This is a genomic window from Mesorhizobium sp. M0276, assembly GCF_040321755.1.
Classification (GTDB): Bacteria; Pseudomonadota; Alphaproteobacteria; order Rhizobiales; family Rhizobiaceae; genus Mesorhizobium.
The window spans coordinates 18,108-32,677 of sequence record NZ_JAMYSC010000006.1; the positions used below are offsets into that span (position 1 = coordinate 18,108).

13 protein-coding genes are annotated in these 14,570 nt (G+C 62.0%); 3 read left to right on the forward strand and 10 right to left on the reverse strand.

Going from position 1 to position 14,570, the window contains the following annotated elements:
• Nucleotides 1-91 precede the first annotated feature (91 nt).
• Complete coding sequence (locus NKJ01_RS06710) at nucleotides 92-1,357, reverse strand: ATP-binding protein (protein WP_352726970.1); 1,266 nt, start codon at nucleotides 1,355-1,357, stop codon at nucleotides 92-94.
• Between the two features lie 219 nt (nucleotides 1,358-1,576).
• On the opposite strand from NKJ01_RS06710, the gene ppk2 reads away from it, so the two are divergent.
• On the forward strand, nucleotides 1,577-2,485 hold the full coding sequence (gene ppk2, locus NKJ01_RS06715; RefSeq protein ID WP_352726972.1) for a polyphosphate kinase 2: 909 nt from the start codon (nucleotides 1,577-1,579) through the stop codon (nucleotides 2,483-2,485).
• Nucleotides 2,486-2,639: 154 nt separating this feature from the next.
• Here ppk2 and NKJ01_RS06720 read toward each other — a convergent pair whose 3' ends face one another.
• The 3 genes from NKJ01_RS06720 to NKJ01_RS06730 form a co-directional block, all read right to left on the reverse strand.
• A complete protein-coding gene (locus NKJ01_RS06720) occupies nucleotides 2,640-3,389 on the reverse strand; it encodes an enoyl-CoA hydratase-related protein (RefSeq protein WP_352726974.1) in 750 nt (249 codons plus the stop codon).
• A gap of 14 nt (nucleotides 3,390-3,403) precedes the next feature.
• The gene (locus NKJ01_RS06725) at nucleotides 3,404-4,042 is read right to left on the reverse strand and encodes an acyl-homoserine-lactone synthase (RefSeq protein ID WP_352601343.1); all 639 of its coding nucleotides are present in this window, start codon (nucleotides 4,040-4,042) and stop codon (nucleotides 3,404-3,406) included.
• Between the two features lie 98 nt (nucleotides 4,043-4,140).
• The gene (locus tag NKJ01_RS06730; RefSeq protein ID WP_352726976.1) at nucleotides 4,141-4,872 is read right to left on the reverse strand and encodes a helix-turn-helix transcriptional regulator; all 732 of its coding nucleotides are present in this window, start codon (nucleotides 4,870-4,872) and stop codon (nucleotides 4,141-4,143) included.
• Nucleotides 4,873-5,167: 295 nt separating this feature from the next.
• Between NKJ01_RS06730 and NKJ01_RS06735 the strand changes: the two genes are divergently transcribed.
• Entirely contained in the window at nucleotides 5,168-5,980 is an 813-nt protein-coding gene (locus NKJ01_RS06735; protein WP_502905861.1) for an ABC transporter substrate-binding protein, read from the forward strand.
• A 39-nt stretch (nucleotides 5,981-6,019) separates the two neighbouring features.
• Here the strand turns inward: NKJ01_RS06735 and NKJ01_RS06740 are convergent, their stop codons facing one another.
• Nucleotides 6,020-6,427 carry a tellurite resistance TerB family protein gene (locus tag NKJ01_RS06740; RefSeq protein WP_023758057.1) on the reverse strand — a complete coding sequence of 136 codons (408 nt, stop codon included), beginning with the start codon at nucleotides 6,425-6,427 and terminating at the stop codon, nucleotides 6,020-6,022.
• 175 nt (nucleotides 6,428-6,602) lie between these two features.
• On the opposite strand from NKJ01_RS06740, the gene NKJ01_RS06745 reads away from it, so the two are divergent.
• Nucleotides 6,603-8,249: a lysine--tRNA ligase gene (locus NKJ01_RS06745; protein ID WP_352726980.1), complete on the forward strand. Its 1,647-nt coding sequence runs from the start codon at nucleotides 6,603-6,605 to the stop codon at nucleotides 8,247-8,249.
• Here the strand turns inward: NKJ01_RS06745 and NKJ01_RS06750 are convergent.
• From NKJ01_RS06750 to NKJ01_RS06770, 5 genes are all read right to left on the reverse strand, one after another.
• Nucleotides 8,215-9,066 (reverse strand): thermonuclease family protein, encoded by an 852-nt coding sequence (locus tag NKJ01_RS06750; protein ID WP_352727139.1) that lies wholly within the window; start codon nucleotides 9,064-9,066, stop codon nucleotides 8,215-8,217. The two genes, NKJ01_RS06745 and NKJ01_RS06750, sit on opposite strands and share 35 nt — an antisense overlap.
• An 8-nt stretch (nucleotides 9,067-9,074) precedes the next feature.
• On the reverse strand, nucleotides 9,075-9,725 hold the full coding sequence (locus NKJ01_RS06755) for a S24 family peptidase (RefSeq protein ID WP_023758060.1): 651 nt from the start codon (nucleotides 9,723-9,725) through the stop codon (nucleotides 9,075-9,077).
• A gap of 82 nt (nucleotides 9,726-9,807) precedes the next feature.
• Nucleotides 9,808-12,027, reverse strand: coding sequence for a 3-hydroxyacyl-CoA dehydrogenase NAD-binding domain-containing protein (locus NKJ01_RS06760; RefSeq protein WP_352726982.1), 2,220 nt, complete (start codon nucleotides 12,025-12,027; stop codon nucleotides 9,808-9,810).
• 13 nt (nucleotides 12,028-12,040) lie between these two features.
• Nucleotides 12,041-13,249, reverse strand: coding sequence for an acetyl-CoA C-acetyltransferase (locus tag NKJ01_RS06765; protein ID WP_023758062.1), 1,209 nt, complete (start codon nucleotides 13,247-13,249; stop codon nucleotides 12,041-12,043).
• Between the two features lie 83 nt (nucleotides 13,250-13,332).
• Nucleotides 13,333-14,502: an acyl-CoA dehydrogenase family protein gene (locus NKJ01_RS06770; RefSeq protein WP_352726984.1), complete on the reverse strand. Its 1,170-nt coding sequence runs from the start codon at nucleotides 14,500-14,502 to the stop codon at nucleotides 13,333-13,335.
• Nucleotides 14,503-14,570 lie beyond the last annotated feature (68 nt).

Genomic DNA, 14,570 nt, shown 5'->3' on the forward strand with positions numbered 1-14,570 from the left:
GGTGCTTTTTGAGTCGTTTCCTCGAATCCCCGCTGATACGCTAGCCGGATGACAGAAAAAAGAAACCGTCCCCTCGAAAACTAGGGCGATATCAATGCGTCGGCAAATGAACCGTGAAGGCGGCGCCCTTGCCGACCTCGGACTTGATCGAAAGCCTGGCGTTGTGGCGCGTCAGGATATGCTTGACGATCGATAGGCCGAGGCCGGTGCCCTTCTGGGTCCGGCTGGTCTCGACATCGACGCGATAGAAGCGTTCGGTGATGCGCGGAATGTGCTCCTCGGGAATGCCGGGGCCAAAATCCCTGATGGTCACGTCGATGCCGGGCTCCAAGCCGGCATCGCTGTGCGCGATCGACACCGTGACGCGCCCGCCCGACTGCCCGTATTTGCAGGCGTTTTCCAGGAGGTTCTCGAAAACCTGGAAGAGCTCGTCGCGATCGCCGGGTACATCCAGCGGCCCATCGGCATAATCCCGCTCGATGGCAACGCCGTTTTCCTTGGCCAGCGGTCCGAGTGAATCGATGACGCTGTCGACTGTCTCGCGCAGATCGACCTCGGTTCCAGGCTTCAGATAAGGCTTCATTTCGAGCCGCGACAACGACAACAAGTCGTCGATCAGACGCGCCATGCGACCGGTCTGGCTCTGCATGATCTGCAGGAACTGATCGCGCGCCGCCGGGTCGTTGCGGGCCGGCCCGCGCAGCGTTTCGATGAAGCCGGCGATGGAGGCGAGCGGCGTGCGCAGTTCGTGGCTGGCGTTGGCGATGAAGTCGGCGCGCATGCGGTCTATCCTGCGCGTTTCGCTCTGGTCTTTGAACACCAGCACATAGAGATCAGTGGCGTGACCGACCGAGGATGCGCTCACCCGGTAAGCCCGTTCGACCGGCAGCTTCTCGTTGTAGTCGACGACATCGGAGGCGACATCACCCGATAGCACGCCATCCAGCAGAGCCTGCATTTCCGGCGCCCGGAACTTCAACGACAGCGACATGCCCGGCGCGATCCCGCCGAAGGCGGCGAAGGCGGCGGCATTGGCATGGACGATGGTGGCGGTCCGGTCGAAGATGATCAGCGGATCGGCGACGGCGGCCGCCAGATATTCACCGGAGAGCCGCTGCAAGCCGGTGGCCTCGATGGCGGAGCCGCTCTCGGTGGACCGGCGCGTGCCGGCGGCCGGCAGCATTGCCGCAGCAAGCAGCATCAGCAGTGCCGCGAGGACGACATAGGCTGAAATCGCGGCCAAGGCATAAACAGCGACAACCGCAACGACACCGGCCGCAAGCAGCCAGCGGCTGTTCCACAGCCGGGTGGCTACGGTTTGCGCGATGCTTCTCTGCTCTGCGTCCAGGTCAGCCATCTCTCGCGCGCCCGCACCCCATGCCTTCGCCCCCGATTGTAGGGCGACGGAACCTTCCGCTGGACCGGTCCAGCGCATGACCCAAAATCGGAGATCGATTTTCTGAAAGGATCATGCGCAAATCAAAAGTGCTACAGCGTCCTTTGCCCGTCCAAGGCGGGCGCGGCGCTGCAGCACTCCCAATAGCATGAGTCCGGAAGCTGGAAAGGGTTCGTCTCGATGAAAAAAGCCAAGGAAGTTTCAGCTGCACCGACTTCGGGGCCGCTGAAGATCAGGGTCGATGGTAAGGAACGGGAGTTCGACATCGAAAACCCCACGCTTCCCGACTGGGTCGAGGACAACAAGCTGACCGCCGGCGGCTATCCCTACGACAGGAAGATGAAGAGCGAGGAGTATGACGAGACGCTCGAGAAGTTGCAGATCGAGCTGGTCAAGGCGCAGGCGTGGCTGCAGTCGACCGGCAAACGGGTGATGGCGCTGTTCGAGGGCCGCGACGCCGCAGGCAAGGGCGGCACGATCTTCGTGGTGCGCCAGTACCTCAACCCGCGCACGGCACGCAACGTGGCGCTGACCAAGCCTACCCCGACCGAGATGGGGCAATGGTACTTCCAGCGCTATGTCGATCATTTCCCGACATCTGGCGAATTCGTCACCTTCGATCGATCCTGGTACAACCGCGCCGGCGTCGAGCCGGTGATGGGTTTCTGCACGCCGCAGCAGCACGAGCAGTTTCTCGACGAGACGCCGCATTTCGAGCGAATGATCTCCAACGAGGGGATTCACTTCTTCAAGTTCTGGCTCAACATCGGCCGGGAAACGCAGCTCGAGCGCTTCCACGATCGCCGCTTCAGCCCACTGAAGAGCTGGAAGTTTTCGCCGATCGACGTTGCCGGCATTACCAAGTGGGACGATTACACCGAGGTGCGCGACACCATGTTCGAGCGCACCCACAAGGAGTTCGCGCCATGGATCATCGTGCGGGCCAATGACAAGCGGCGCGCGCGGCTGGCGGTCATGCGGCGCATTCTGATGTCGCTGCCCTATGACGGGCGCGACCTCGACGTGATCGGCAAGGAGGACAAGAAGATCATCGGCGAAGGGCCGTCGTTCCTGGGCAAACAGGACTGATGCCCTTGCGCCGCGCAGCCAAGGCCGCGCGGCGATTTTCGCTCGTTTCTCTTAAAGCGCATCGCGTCGAAGCGGATTCATGCGCCGCGCTTTAGATCTTTGTTTCCATGCACGTCGTTGTCTCAAAACCTGGGGCACTTTTGAGCGACATGCACTAAGCCGCCAGCCGGGCGATGCGCTGCAATCGCCGCAGCGTGGCGTCGTCCTGCAGCGCCTGCTGGAAAAGCGAAATCTCCTGGTCGATACGGTCGCATAGTAGCTGCGTGTTCCCCTTCAGCAGGCCGCGCGTCTGCAGCAGGGCGGCGACCGGCTTCTTGACAAGCTGCCTTGCCCGGCCGAGCGCCGCTTCCTCGACGCTGCCGCCCGGCACGATCTCCGCGACGAGGCCGAGCGCCCTGGCATCTGCGGCGCGAAGCGTATCGCCGAGGCAGAAGAAGCGGAAAGCACCGGCGTAGCCAAGCTTCTGCGGCGCCAGAATGCTGGTCGCCGCATCCGGCACCAGGCCAAAATCGACGAATGGCACCCGGAACGTGCTTTCATCAGACGCGATCACCATGTCGCAATGGAACAGGATGGTGCAGCCGACCCCGACGGCATCGCCGTCGACGCAGGCAAGGATGGGCTTTGGAAATGTCGCCAGCGTGCGGAACAGATCGGTGACGGCGGCGATCAGTTTCTGGTGTTTGCTGGCGTCGAGGAATTCGGAGAAGTCGCCGCCGAGACAGAAGCAGCCTGCCAGGCCACGCAGTACGACGACGCGCACCTCCTCATTGTCGGCGGCTTCATGGAAAGTCTTTGCCAGGCTCTCATAGGCTCTCCTGTCCAGCACCGGCCGGCTGTCACTCGATGACACGGTGACCACCAGCGTGTGGTTGCGAAGTTCAGGTTGCGGATGTGTGCTCATGATTGTCTCCGATCTCATGACGCACGCCTTTGCCCGAGCATGTCGGGGTATCCCCTGGTCAGCACCGGAGCAAAATGATTGCGGCGCGAACGCACCACGTCGAGCGTGTGCGCGTTGAAGGTCAGCAAGGTGGCTACGACCTGCTGGTTGCCATAGGTGCGCTGATAGCCCAGCGGGGTTGCCAGGAAATGCAGTTGCAATGCACGCAGCACCCACATCGGCTCGAACTCGATGATCACCTTGTCGACGCCGCGCTTCAGCCCCCACTCGACGAAGCCGGCGATCAATTCGGTGCCGACGGTTGAAACGCCGCGGCGGCCATCGCGGAAACCGGGAGCCACCGCATAGCGGGTCAATTCCCAGATGTTTGGGCCCGATGGCGGCGTTCCCTCGGAAAGGTCGGTCAAAACCTCGGTCAACAGATGTGGCCGCGTGGTCGGCAACATCCTTTGATAGCCTGCGACTTCGTTACCTCTGACGACGATCTGATGGACGGCCTCGTCATGATCGAACTGGTCGCGTTCGAGTCCGTCGGGGCGCCTAAGATCATCCCACCCCATCTCTTCGACGAATATCTTGTAGCGCAGCCGATGAACAGCCTCCCAAAGCTCGGGACGTTCCATCAATTCCTGGGTTGTAAGAGAAAAAAGCATTTCCGCCGTCTCCTGTGTTCAGAGGAAGATACGGCCGTGCTTCGATGAGAAAATTGCGTGATCGCGTAGGCAAGAATTTCCAGGCCGGCACGGCCGACCTAGCTAATATAGCCGCGCCTTATCGCTTCCGCGACGGCCTGGACCCGGTTGACGGCACCGAGTTTGCTTTTGGCGTTAAGAAGGTGTTTCTCCGAGGTGTGCTCGGAGATGCCGAGGATTTGCGAAATCTCCCATTCGGACTTGCCGACGGCGGCCCATTGCAGGCATTCGCGCTCGCGCGGCGTCAGCACGATATGATCGACGGTCTTGCTCGCCATGGTGTGGAGTTGCATGGCGCGGCCAACCGCGTAGGTCGACACCAGCGACACCTGGCCAAACTCGGCAGCGGACAATTCCACGGCCTCGCCGCCCAGCGACACCATGACGATCTGGCCGTCGAGCGTGATCAGCGGGAAGGCCAGTCCATCGCGCAGTTTGAAGGCACCGGCATCGCCCATCACCTCGCCGCTGCTCTTGTTTATCTGAATGCTCTGCGAGGCGTCGCGCCACTGGAAGGGCGCCTGCAACTGTTTCATATGGCTGACGACCGGGTCGTGATCGACATAGTTGCGCGCGACGTAGCGCTCCAGCCACTCGCCAGGCCAATCGCAGAGAAGCACATGCTGCTTTTGCTGGCCGGCCGGCGTGCCCGGCTGCGGGACGGTTCCCGCCATCAGTGCGGTGAGACCGAAATCCGACGTTATACCCAGCAGCGTTTCGCAGACTGCTGCCGCCGTTGCGGCGTGCTGCAGTTGGTCTATGAATTCCAGCGTGCGATCGAACTGACTCATCGCAACATCAACCCCATGTTGCCTCATGCATTGCAGCCGATGATGCGTGCCTGATTTACACTTTGCCACCGACCACGGATTGCAACCGCATGCTTATTCTGTGGCTTCGACCCTGATCTTCCCACCAAGGCGGCCAAAGCTGATTTGCAAACCGGCTAATTCATATCCTGAAATCGGCGTGTTCAAAATCAAAAACCATTGTGCCTGTCCCATTTTCATACGAAAACCGGTGCGAGCACGACCGTGGCGGAGTTTTATCTTGGCGTTCCAGTGGAGGTCCTTCGCCCTTGCGATGATGATCGGATTGCTGTCGTTCGCCGTTGGCGCGCGCGCCGCGGCGCCTCAAGTTCCGGTTCTATGGGATGCCAAGGAGCGACTGCCCAAGCCAGACCTTTCGGCGCTGCCCCGGCTGAGATTCCTGACGACCACGGATTTCCCGCCCTTCAATTTCCTCGATGGCTCGGGAAAGCTGTCCGGGTTCCATATCGATCTGGCACGCGCCATCTGCGCCGAGCTTGGCATTGTCGAGAAATGCCAGATCCAGGCCTTGCCCTGGGCCGAGCTGGAAGGCGCACTGCAGAAGGGTGAAGGCGAGGCGATCATCGCCGGCATCGCCGCAACGCCGGAATCGCGCGCGACCTATGCCTTCTCGCGCTCCTATCTACAGTTTCCGGCGCGATTCATCATGCCGAAGAGCAAGGCGCTGGCCGAACCTATCTTTGCCAAATTGCGCGACAAGCGTGTCGGCGTGGTCGCCGGCTCAGCGCATGAGCGCATGCTGCGCGACTATTTCAACACCGTTCAGATCGTCCCCTTCGACAGGCCGGAAGACCTCTATGCCGACCTCAAGACCGGCAAGCTCGACGCCGCCTTCGGCGACGGCATGCGCCTGGCCTTCTGGCTGGGCGGCTCGGATGCGGCGAGCTGCTGCCGCTTTGCCGGCGGTCCCTACCTGGCGCCCGAATATCTGGGCTCGGGCATGGCCATCGCCACCCGGGCTGACGATCCGGCACTGGCCGCCGCGCTCGACTACGCGCTGCAGGAGATTTCGATGAAAGGCACGTTCGCCGAATTTTATTTGCGCTATTTCCCGGTCAGTTTTTTCTGATCCGGTCCCCGTCAGATTTTGCTAGGACGCTGCTGATATTCAGGTGAGCGTACGCAGCCGCGCCTTGGCGGCGCGGCCGATCGCAGCCACCGTCAGCGTGTCGAGATCGAGCTCACGCCGGATCAGCTGCAACACCCGCACTTCCTCCATGCGCATTTCAAGATCGACGGCGGCCACCTCGAAGGCGGCGGCATAGGCAGTGTCGCGCAAGCGCTCGGGCAGGGCCTCGGCGACTTCTGCCAGAACGCCTTCCAGCCCATCCTTTTCGTGCAGGCGCTTCTGGCAGGCCTGGGCGACACTGACCAGCCGGTCGTGATTGAAATCCTCGAATACCGGCCAGGAGCGGACAACGTCGCCGATCCTGGCCAGTTCGACATCGGTCATGTCACGATCGGAGGCCGAGGTGATGACCATCAGGTAGATCAGGGCTTCATGCGGCGTCGGCAATTTTTTCTCCTTCAACCGGGACTCGAACGTAGGAATGCACAATCTGCATCGCAAGGAAAAAGCGCCGCACGCGTTGACGCTCCGGCAATGCACGCCTAGAGACCGGATTGAACAACCCCTGCTCCGGCCCCCGCCTTAAATGACTTGGGCCGGTGGACAATTTGGATAAAGTGACATGGCGGGATCAAACATCATCGATCTCAATCCCGAGGTGCTGGCGGCCGCGACCGAGAGCAAGGCGTGGCCGTTCGAGGAAGCCAAAAAGATAATCGAACGCTACAAAGACGCCGACTTTCCCCAAACGATCCTGTTTGAGACAGGCTACGGACCGTCCGGCCTGCCGCATATCGGCACATTCGGCGAGGTGGCGCGGACGTCGATGGTGCGCCATGCCTTCCGTGTCCTGACGCAGGATAAGGTTGCGACCAAGTTGCTGTGCTTTTCAGACGATATGGACGGCATGCGCAAGATACCCGACAGCGTGCCGGACCGCGCCGCACTCGAGCCGCATCTGCACAAGCCGCTGTCGTCGGTTCCCAATCCGTTCGGCGGCGACTATGCCAGCTTCGCCGACCACAACAACGCGATGCTTTGCCGCTTCCTCGACACGTTCGGCTTCGACTACGAGTTCGCCAGCGCGACGCAATATTACAAGTCCGGGCGTTTCGACGCGATGCTGCTGCGCGCTGCCGAACGCTATGACCAGATCATGGCGGTGATGCTGCCGACGCTCGGCCCTGAGCGCCAGGCGACCTACAGCCCGTTCCTGCCGATTTCACCGAAGAGCGGCCGCGTGCTTTACGTGCAGATGAAGCATGTCGACGCCAAGGCCGGCACCATAACCTTTGACGACGAAGGCACCGAGACCACGCTTTCGATCACCGGCGGCCGCGTGAAGCTGCAGTGGAAGCCGGATTTCGGCATGCGCTGGGCAGCGCTTGGCGTCGATTTCGAGATGTTCGGCAAGGACCACCAGACCAATGCGGTGGTGTACGACCGCATCTGCAACATACTGGGCGGACGGGCTCCGGAGCACTTCGTCTACGAACTGTTCCTCGACGAGAACGGCCAGAAGATCTCGAAGTCGAAGGGCAACGGGCTGACCATCGACGATTGGCTGACCTATGCGCCGACCGAAAGCCTCGGGCTCTACATGTACCAGCGGCCGCGGCAGGCCAAGAAACTGTATTTCGATGTCATCCCGCGCGCCGTGGACGAGTACTACACCTTCCTTGCCGCGTATCCACGGCAGGACTGGAAGGAGCGGCTGGGTAACCCTGTCTGGCATATGCATGACGGCAACCCGCCCGCCATCGACATGCCGGTGCCGTTCTCGCTGCTGCTCAACCTGGTCAGCGCCTCCAACGCGCAGAACAAGGATGTGCTGTGGGGCTTCATTTTACGCCACACGCAAGGCGTGACGCCGGAGACGCATCCCGAGCTCGACCAGCTGGTCGGCCACGCGATCCGCTATTTCGACGACTTCGTGAAGCCGACGAAAACCTTCCGTCCGGCCGACGAAGTCGAGCGCGAGGCATTGCAAGCTCTCGACGCGGCGCTCGGCGCGCTGCCGGATGACGCCAATGGCGAAGCGATCCAGAACGCATCGCTCAACGTCGCACGCAGGATCGAACGCTATCAGGATCATTCCAAGCAAAGCCCGGAAGGCGGCCCCGGCGTCTCTGGTGCCTTTTTCCAGATGATCTACCAGGTGCTGATCGGCCAGGAGCGCGGTCCGCGCTTCGGATCGTTCGCAGCACTCTATGGCATTGCCGAAACGCGGGCGCTTATTGAGCGGGCGCTGGCTGGTCAGCTGGCTTGAGAACGCCGTCCACCTCTTCCAGGATCGAACTCGGCGCCTGAGGCGCCGGGCTTGGCGCGGCCGGCATTGCCGGCATGCCGGACAGATCGGGAGCCGATCCGAAAATGCCCTTCTTCGCCGTGCGTGCCTTGTCGCCGGCCTCGACATAGGGTCCACCGTTGGCGGCGCGCGCCCAGCCGTTTTCGACCAGCCATCGACCGACATCCTGCTTGCCGATCCGGCATTCGGCGGCGATCAGGTCGCGACCACCGTCGGGCGGTACGCTGCAAACCACCGCACGGCCGCGCAGGAAGGCACGGAACGCCGTCCGCGCCCGGACGCCGCATGGCCAGGATTTGCCGTCATCACTGCAAACCTCGTCCTGACTGACGATGTCGATGCCGGAAACCGCGATCGAGTAACCCTTCGCTTCGATCCGGCCGGCGGCCGGCGCGACCGGCTGGAACAGCTTTGTGCCGTTCCAGTCGTCGGGCATTTTCGGTTTGGGCGGCACGGCCAGGGCCAGCTTGCTCAGCGGCTCGCGCGGCTCGACCCGTTCCAGTTCCTCGGCGGCACGCTGAGGCGGTGCAACGAGCTCGGGATCGATCGCCCTCGAATGCGGCGCAAGCTTCGGCGGCTGTGGATCTGAAATGGCCGAAGTGGCCGGCTCGTCGGGCACCGTCTCGGCGCCTTGCTGCGAAATCGTGTCGGCGCCCGCATCAAGCTGGTCCAGCACGACAACGCTGTCGCTTCCTTTCAGCGTGCGGCCGCCCGTGACGACCATGGTCGCCATCACCGGGACCATCAGAACCGAAAGGGCAACATGAAGGAGACGCACCAGCCGACCTACTGGCTTGCCCATACGATCCGCGCCACCCATTCGACATCGCGCATGGGAATATCGCGGTCGGGATGATCGGGATTGAGCGAGACCAGCGCAATCGACTTGACGGTCTGGCGCTCCAGCACCTTGGCCATGACCTCGCCGGCGGTGGTCTTGACGACGACGCGATCGCCCTTGCGGGTGATGGCGCCCGGTTCGACGATGAGGACATCGCCATTGCGGTAGAGCGGCAGCATGGAATCGCCCTGCACCTGCAGCGCATAGGAGTTCTCGGTGGATTGCGCCGGCAGTTCGACCAGATCCCAGCCCTGCCCGGCCGGAAAACCGGCATCGTCGAAGTAGCCGCCGGCGCCCGCCTGGGCAAAACCGAGCAACGGCACGGAGCGTGTGCGGGCAAGGGCGGCGGCATGGCTGGTCGCGGCTCGGCCTTCGATCAGGCCGGTGAATTCATCGAGCGAAGCGCCCGTCGCCTCGATGATCTTGGCCAGCGATTCGGTCGAAGGCCAGCGCGGCCGGCCGTCCGACGACAGACGCTTCGACTTGTTGAACGCAGTGGAATCGAGCCCCGCGCGCTTGGCCAAACCCGAGGCCGAAAGCGAATAGCGCTCGGCAAGAGCATCTATGGCGGCCCAGACACGGTCATGCGAGAGCATTCTTGCTCTCCTTCAAACAGGAAAAAATACCTTTTTCGCTTCTAACCCGGAGCCATCCTCTTGTCCACAGTGCAAGGCTGCCTCACGCCGCCTTTCTGGTCTCGCCCTTCGTATAAGGATCGAAGCGCTCGTAGAAGCTTTCGCCCTTCTCGGCCATGTCGAGCAGCAGCTTGGGCGCCTTGAACTCGGCGCCGTATTTCTTCTGCAAGCCCTTGGCGATCTTGACGAATGCCTTGGCGCCGATGCCGTCGATATATGACAGCGCGCCGCCGGTGTAGGGCGCGAAACCGAAGGCCAGGATCGAGCCGACATCAGCCTCGCGCGGGTCGGTGACGATACCCTCTTCCATCACCCGGGCCGCTTCCAGCGCTATGGTGACCAGCAGTCGCTGCTGCAGTTCCTCATAGTCGACCTTCTCCGGCGCCAACTGCGGATAGAGCTCCTTCAGTCCCGGCCACAGCTTCTTCTTGGCCGGCTTGGCGGGATAATCGTAAAAACCTTTGCCGTTCTTGCGGCCGAAGCGGCCGTGATCGTCGACCATGGTGTTGATCAGCGCCATCTGCTTCGGATCGACCGCCTTGTCGCCGAGATCCCGGATGGTCTGCTTCATGATCTTCTGGGCAAGGTCGATGGCCGTCTCGTCGGTCAGCGCCAGGGGTCCGACCGGCATGCCGGCGGCCTTCGCGGCATTCTCTATCATCGGCGCCGGAACGCCTTCGATCAGCATCTTGTAGGCTTCCGACATGTAGCGCAGCACGCAGCGGTTGACATAGAAGCCGCGCGTGTCGTTGACGACGATCGGCGTCTTCTTGATGGCACGGACGAAATCGATCGCCGTGGCCAGCGCCTTGTCACCGGTCTTCTTGCCCAAAATGATCTCGACCAGCATCATCTTGTCGACAGGGGAGAAGAAGTGGATGCCGATGAAATTCTTTGGCCGCGCCGAATTCTTGGCCAGCGCCGAGATCGGGATGGTGGAGGTGTTCGACGCGAAGATCGCCGATGGCTTCAACACGGCCTCCGCCTGTTCGGTGGCGCTCTTCTTGACACCCGAGTCCTCGAAGACCGCCTCGACCACCAGGTCGCAGCCGGCAAGGTCTGCATAGTCGGCTGTCGGCGTGATCAGCGACAGCAACTTGTCCTTCTCCTCGGGCTTGGCGCGGCCCTTCTTCAGTTGATCCGAGATCAGGCTGTCGGAATGTGCCTTGCCCTTGGCGGCCGACTCCATGTCACGATCGAGCAGCACCACCGGGATGCCGGCCTTGGCGGTGACGTAGGCGATGCCGGCGCCCATGAAACCGGCGCCGAGAATGCCGATCTTCTTGAACTTGGTTTCCGGTACGCCGGCCGGGCGGCGGGCGCCCTTGTTCAGTTCCTGCAGCGAGACGAACAGCGAGCGAATCATCGCCGCCGCTTCCCTGGTCTGCATGATCTCGGTGAAATAGCGCTGCTCGATACGCAAGGCGGTGTCGAACGGCACCAGCAGGCCTTCATAGACGCATTTGAGGATCGCGGCAGCAGCCGGATAGTTGCCATATGTCTCGCGACGCAGGATGGCGATGGCCGGCGGCCACAGATTGAAGCCGGCGGGCGAATAGATCTGGCCACCGGGCAGTTTGAAGCCCTTCTCGTCCCATGGCGCCACCGGCTTCAAGCCATTCCTGATCATCGCCTTGGCCGTTTCGACCAGCTTGGCGGGCTCGGCAATCTCATGGATCAGGCCCATCGACTTGGCCTTCTGCGGCGACAGCGTCTGGCCGGAGGTCAGCATCTGCAGCGCCTGCTGCTGATCGGTCAGGCGCGGCACGCGCTGGGTGCCGCCGGCGCCCGGGAAGATGCCGATTTTCACCTCGGGAAGCGCCATCTTGACCTTGTCGCTGTCGGCGGCAACGCGTCCGTGGCAGGCCAGCGACATCTCGAAGGCACCGCCCATGCAGGTGCCGTTGATCGCCGACACCCATGGCTTGCCGCAAGTTTCCAGCTTGCGGAACAGGCCGGTCATCATGCCGGCATTGTCGAACAGCGCCTTGGTGGCCTTTTCGGCGTCCTTATCCTTTTCAGCGGCGAACGTGGTCAGCATCTTCTGCAGCAGTGTGATGTCGGCGCCGCCGGAGAAGGTATCGTTGCCGGAGGTGATCACCGCGCCCTTGATGGCGGCGTCACCCGTCACGTGATCGACGATGGCGTTCAGTTCCCGCATGGCTTCTTCGGTGAAGACATTCATCGATCGGCCCGGCATGTCCCAGGTGACAAGCGCAATGCCGTCGGCGTCGACGTCGAGGGTGAAATTTGTATAGCTCATCGTTTCTCTCCCGTCAGACGCGTTCGATGATCGTTGCGGTGCCCATGCCGGCACCGATACACAGCGTCACCAGGGCGGTATTCAAATCACGACGCTCGAGTTCGTCCAGCACCGTGCCCAAGATCATCGCACCGGTGGCGCCGAGCGGATGGCCCATGGCAATGGCGCCGCCATTGACGTTGATCCTGTCATGCGGAATGTCGAAAGCCTGCATGTAACGCAAAACCACCGAGGCGAAGGCCTCGTTGAGTTCGAACAGGTCGATGTCGGACAGCTTCATCTTGGCGCGCTTCAACAGCTTCTCGGTGACGTCGACCGGACCGGTCAGCATCAGTACCGGTTCGGAGCCGATGTTGGCGAAGGTGCGGATGCGGGCGCGCGGCTTGATACCCATCGCCTTGCCGGCCTTCTTCGAACCGAGCAGCACGGCCGCCGCGCCGTCGACGATGCCGGACGAATTGCCGGCGTGGTGGACGTGGTTGACCTCTTCCACCTCAGGATGCTTCTGCACGGCGACGGCATCGAAGCCGCCCATTTCGCCAGGCATGATGAAGGACGGGTTGAGCGAGGCCAGCGACTGCATGTCGGTCGACGGGCGCATATGCTCGTCATGGTCCAGGATGGTGAGGCCGTTCTGGTCCTTGATCGGAATGACGGACTTCTTGAAGCGGCCGTCGGCCCAGGATTTTGCGGCGCGCTTCTGGCTCTCGACCGCATAGGCGTCGACGTCGTCTCTGCTGAAGCCGTATTTGGTGGCGATCAGGTCGGCGGAGATGCCTTGCGGCACGAACCAGCCGGGCAGGCCGACCGAGGGATCCATGAACCAGGCGCCGCCGGAGGCGCCCATGCCGACGCGCGACATCGATTCGACGCCACCGGCGATGACGATCTCGTCGGCGCCCTGCGCGATCTTGGCGGCACCGAAATTGATGGCGTCCAGCCCCGAAGCGCAGAAGCGCGATATCTGCATGCCAGGCGCCTTGGTGTCGTAGCCGGCCTCGAAGGCGGCGGCACGCGGAATCACCGAGCCCGCCTCGCCGACCGGATCGACACAGCCGAAGATGATGTCGTCGACAGTGCCGGTGTCCAGCCCATTGCGGTCGCGCAGCGCCTCGAGCGTCTTGGCGGCAAGCCGAACCGCCGGCACTTCGTGCAGCGATCCGTCCTTCTTGCCCTTGCCGCGCGGCGTGCGCACGGCGTCATAGACATAAGCTTCGGCCATCTCTTGCTCCTTGGTTTATCCGACGGTTTTAGATTGATGCATGTCGATCTCCCAAAACCGGAACCACTTTTGGGCGACATGCATTAGAGCGAGCGTCCAATCAGCAATTTCATGATCTCGTTGGTGCCGCCGTAGATGCGCTGGACGCGGGCGTCGCGGAACATGCGGGCGATCGGATATTCATTCATGTAGCCATAGCCGCCATGCAATTGAAGGCATTCGTCGACGACTTTTCCCTGCAGGTCGCTGAGCCAGTACTTGGCCATCGATGCGGTCACAGGATCGAGGCCGCCATTGATGTGGCGGCTGACGCAATCATTGTAGAAGACACGGCCGATGGTGGCCTCGGTCTTGAGCTCGGCCAGCTTGAACTGGGTGTTCTGGAAATCGATGATCGCCTTGCCGAACGCCTTGCGCTCCTTGACGTAGTCGATGGTCAGTGCCAGCGCCCGCTCGATCATGGCAATTGCCCCGGTGCCGATCTGCAGGCGCTCCTGCGGCAATTGCTGCATCAGTTGGACGAAGCCCTGCCCTTCCTCGTGGCCGAGCAGGTTTGAGGTCGGCACGCGCATGTCGTTGAAGAACAGCTCCGAGGTGTCGTTGGCTTTCAGGCCGATCTTGTCGAGGTTGCGGCCACGCTGGAAACCCTCGACTTCGTCGGTCTCGACGACGATCAGCGAGGTGCCCTTGGCGCCCTTCTCCGGATCGGTCTTGGTGACGACTATGATGAAGTTTGCAAGCTGGCCGTTGGTGATGAAGGTCTTTGAACCGTTGATCTTGTACTGGTTGCCATCCTTCTGCGCTCGCGTCTTGACGCCCTGCAGGTCGGAGCCGGCGCCGGGCTCGGTCATGGCGATGGCGCCGATCAACTCGCCGGTCGCCAGCTTCGGCAGCCAATTCTTCTTCTGCTCTTCGGAGCCGTAATGGAGGATGTAGGGGGCAACGATCGAGTTGTGCAGGCCGATGCCGAAGCCATCGACACCGACATGGCCGATGGCCTCGATGATGGCACTCTCATGCGCGAAGGTACCGCCCGAGCCGCCATATTCCTCCGGCATCGAGGCGCAAAGCAGGCCGGCCGCACCGGCCTTCAGCCAGCTTTCGCGATCGACCATCTCATTCTTCTCGAACTCGTCGTAGCGCGGCGCGATCTCTTCCGACATGAAGCGGTGCGCCATGTCGTAGAGCATGCCGACCTCGTCCACTGCCCAGGCGGGCTTGGGAAGGCCAAGGATTTCGACTGGGTTGGTCATGCTGGTACGATACTCCTCCCAGAGCGCATCTTCAGAGTTGAGGTCGGCGCGCTTCACGCAGGACCCCA

Bases quoted from the DNA above. Each gene is read 5' to 3' on its own strand.
- NKJ01_RS06770 (WP_352726984.1), bottom strand. From the start codon at position 14,502: ATGACCAACCCAGTCGAAATCCTTGGCCTTCCCAAGCCCGCCTGGGCA.
- NKJ01_RS06710 (WP_352726970.1), bottom strand. From the start codon at position 1,357: ATGGCTGACCTGGACGCAGAGCAGAGAAGCATCGCGCAAACCGTAGCC.
- NKJ01_RS06745 (WP_352726980.1), top strand. From the start codon at position 6,603: ATGGCGGGATCAAACATCATCGATCTCAATCCCGAGGTGCTGGCGGCC.
- NKJ01_RS06720 (WP_352726974.1), bottom strand. From the start codon at position 3,389: ATGAGCACACATCCGCAACCTGAACTTCGCAACCACACGCTGGTGGTC.
- NKJ01_RS06760 (WP_352726982.1), bottom strand. From the start codon at position 12,027: ATGAGCTATACAAATTTCACCCTCGACGTCGACGCCGACGGCATTGCG.
- NKJ01_RS06735 (WP_502905861.1), top strand. From the start codon at position 5,168: ATGATCGGATTGCTGTCGTTCGCCGTTGGCGCGCGCGCCGCGGCGCCT.
- NKJ01_RS06755 (WP_023758060.1), bottom strand. From the start codon at position 9,725: ATGCTCTCGCATGACCGTGTCTGGGCCGCCATAGATGCTCTTGCCGAG.
- NKJ01_RS06730 (WP_352726976.1), bottom strand. From the start codon at position 4,872: ATGAGTCAGTTCGATCGCACGCTGGAATTCATAGACCAACTGCAGCAC.
- NKJ01_RS06765 (WP_023758062.1), bottom strand. From the start codon at position 13,249: ATGGCCGAAGCTTATGTCTATGACGCCGTGCGCACGCCGCGCGGCAAG.
- NKJ01_RS06725 (WP_352601343.1), bottom strand. From the start codon at position 4,042: ATGCTTTTTTCTCTTACAACCCAGGAATTGATGGAACGTCCCGAGCTT.
- ppk2 (WP_352726972.1), top strand. From the start codon at position 1,577: ATGAAAAAAGCCAAGGAAGTTTCAGCTGCACCGACTTCGGGGCCGCTG.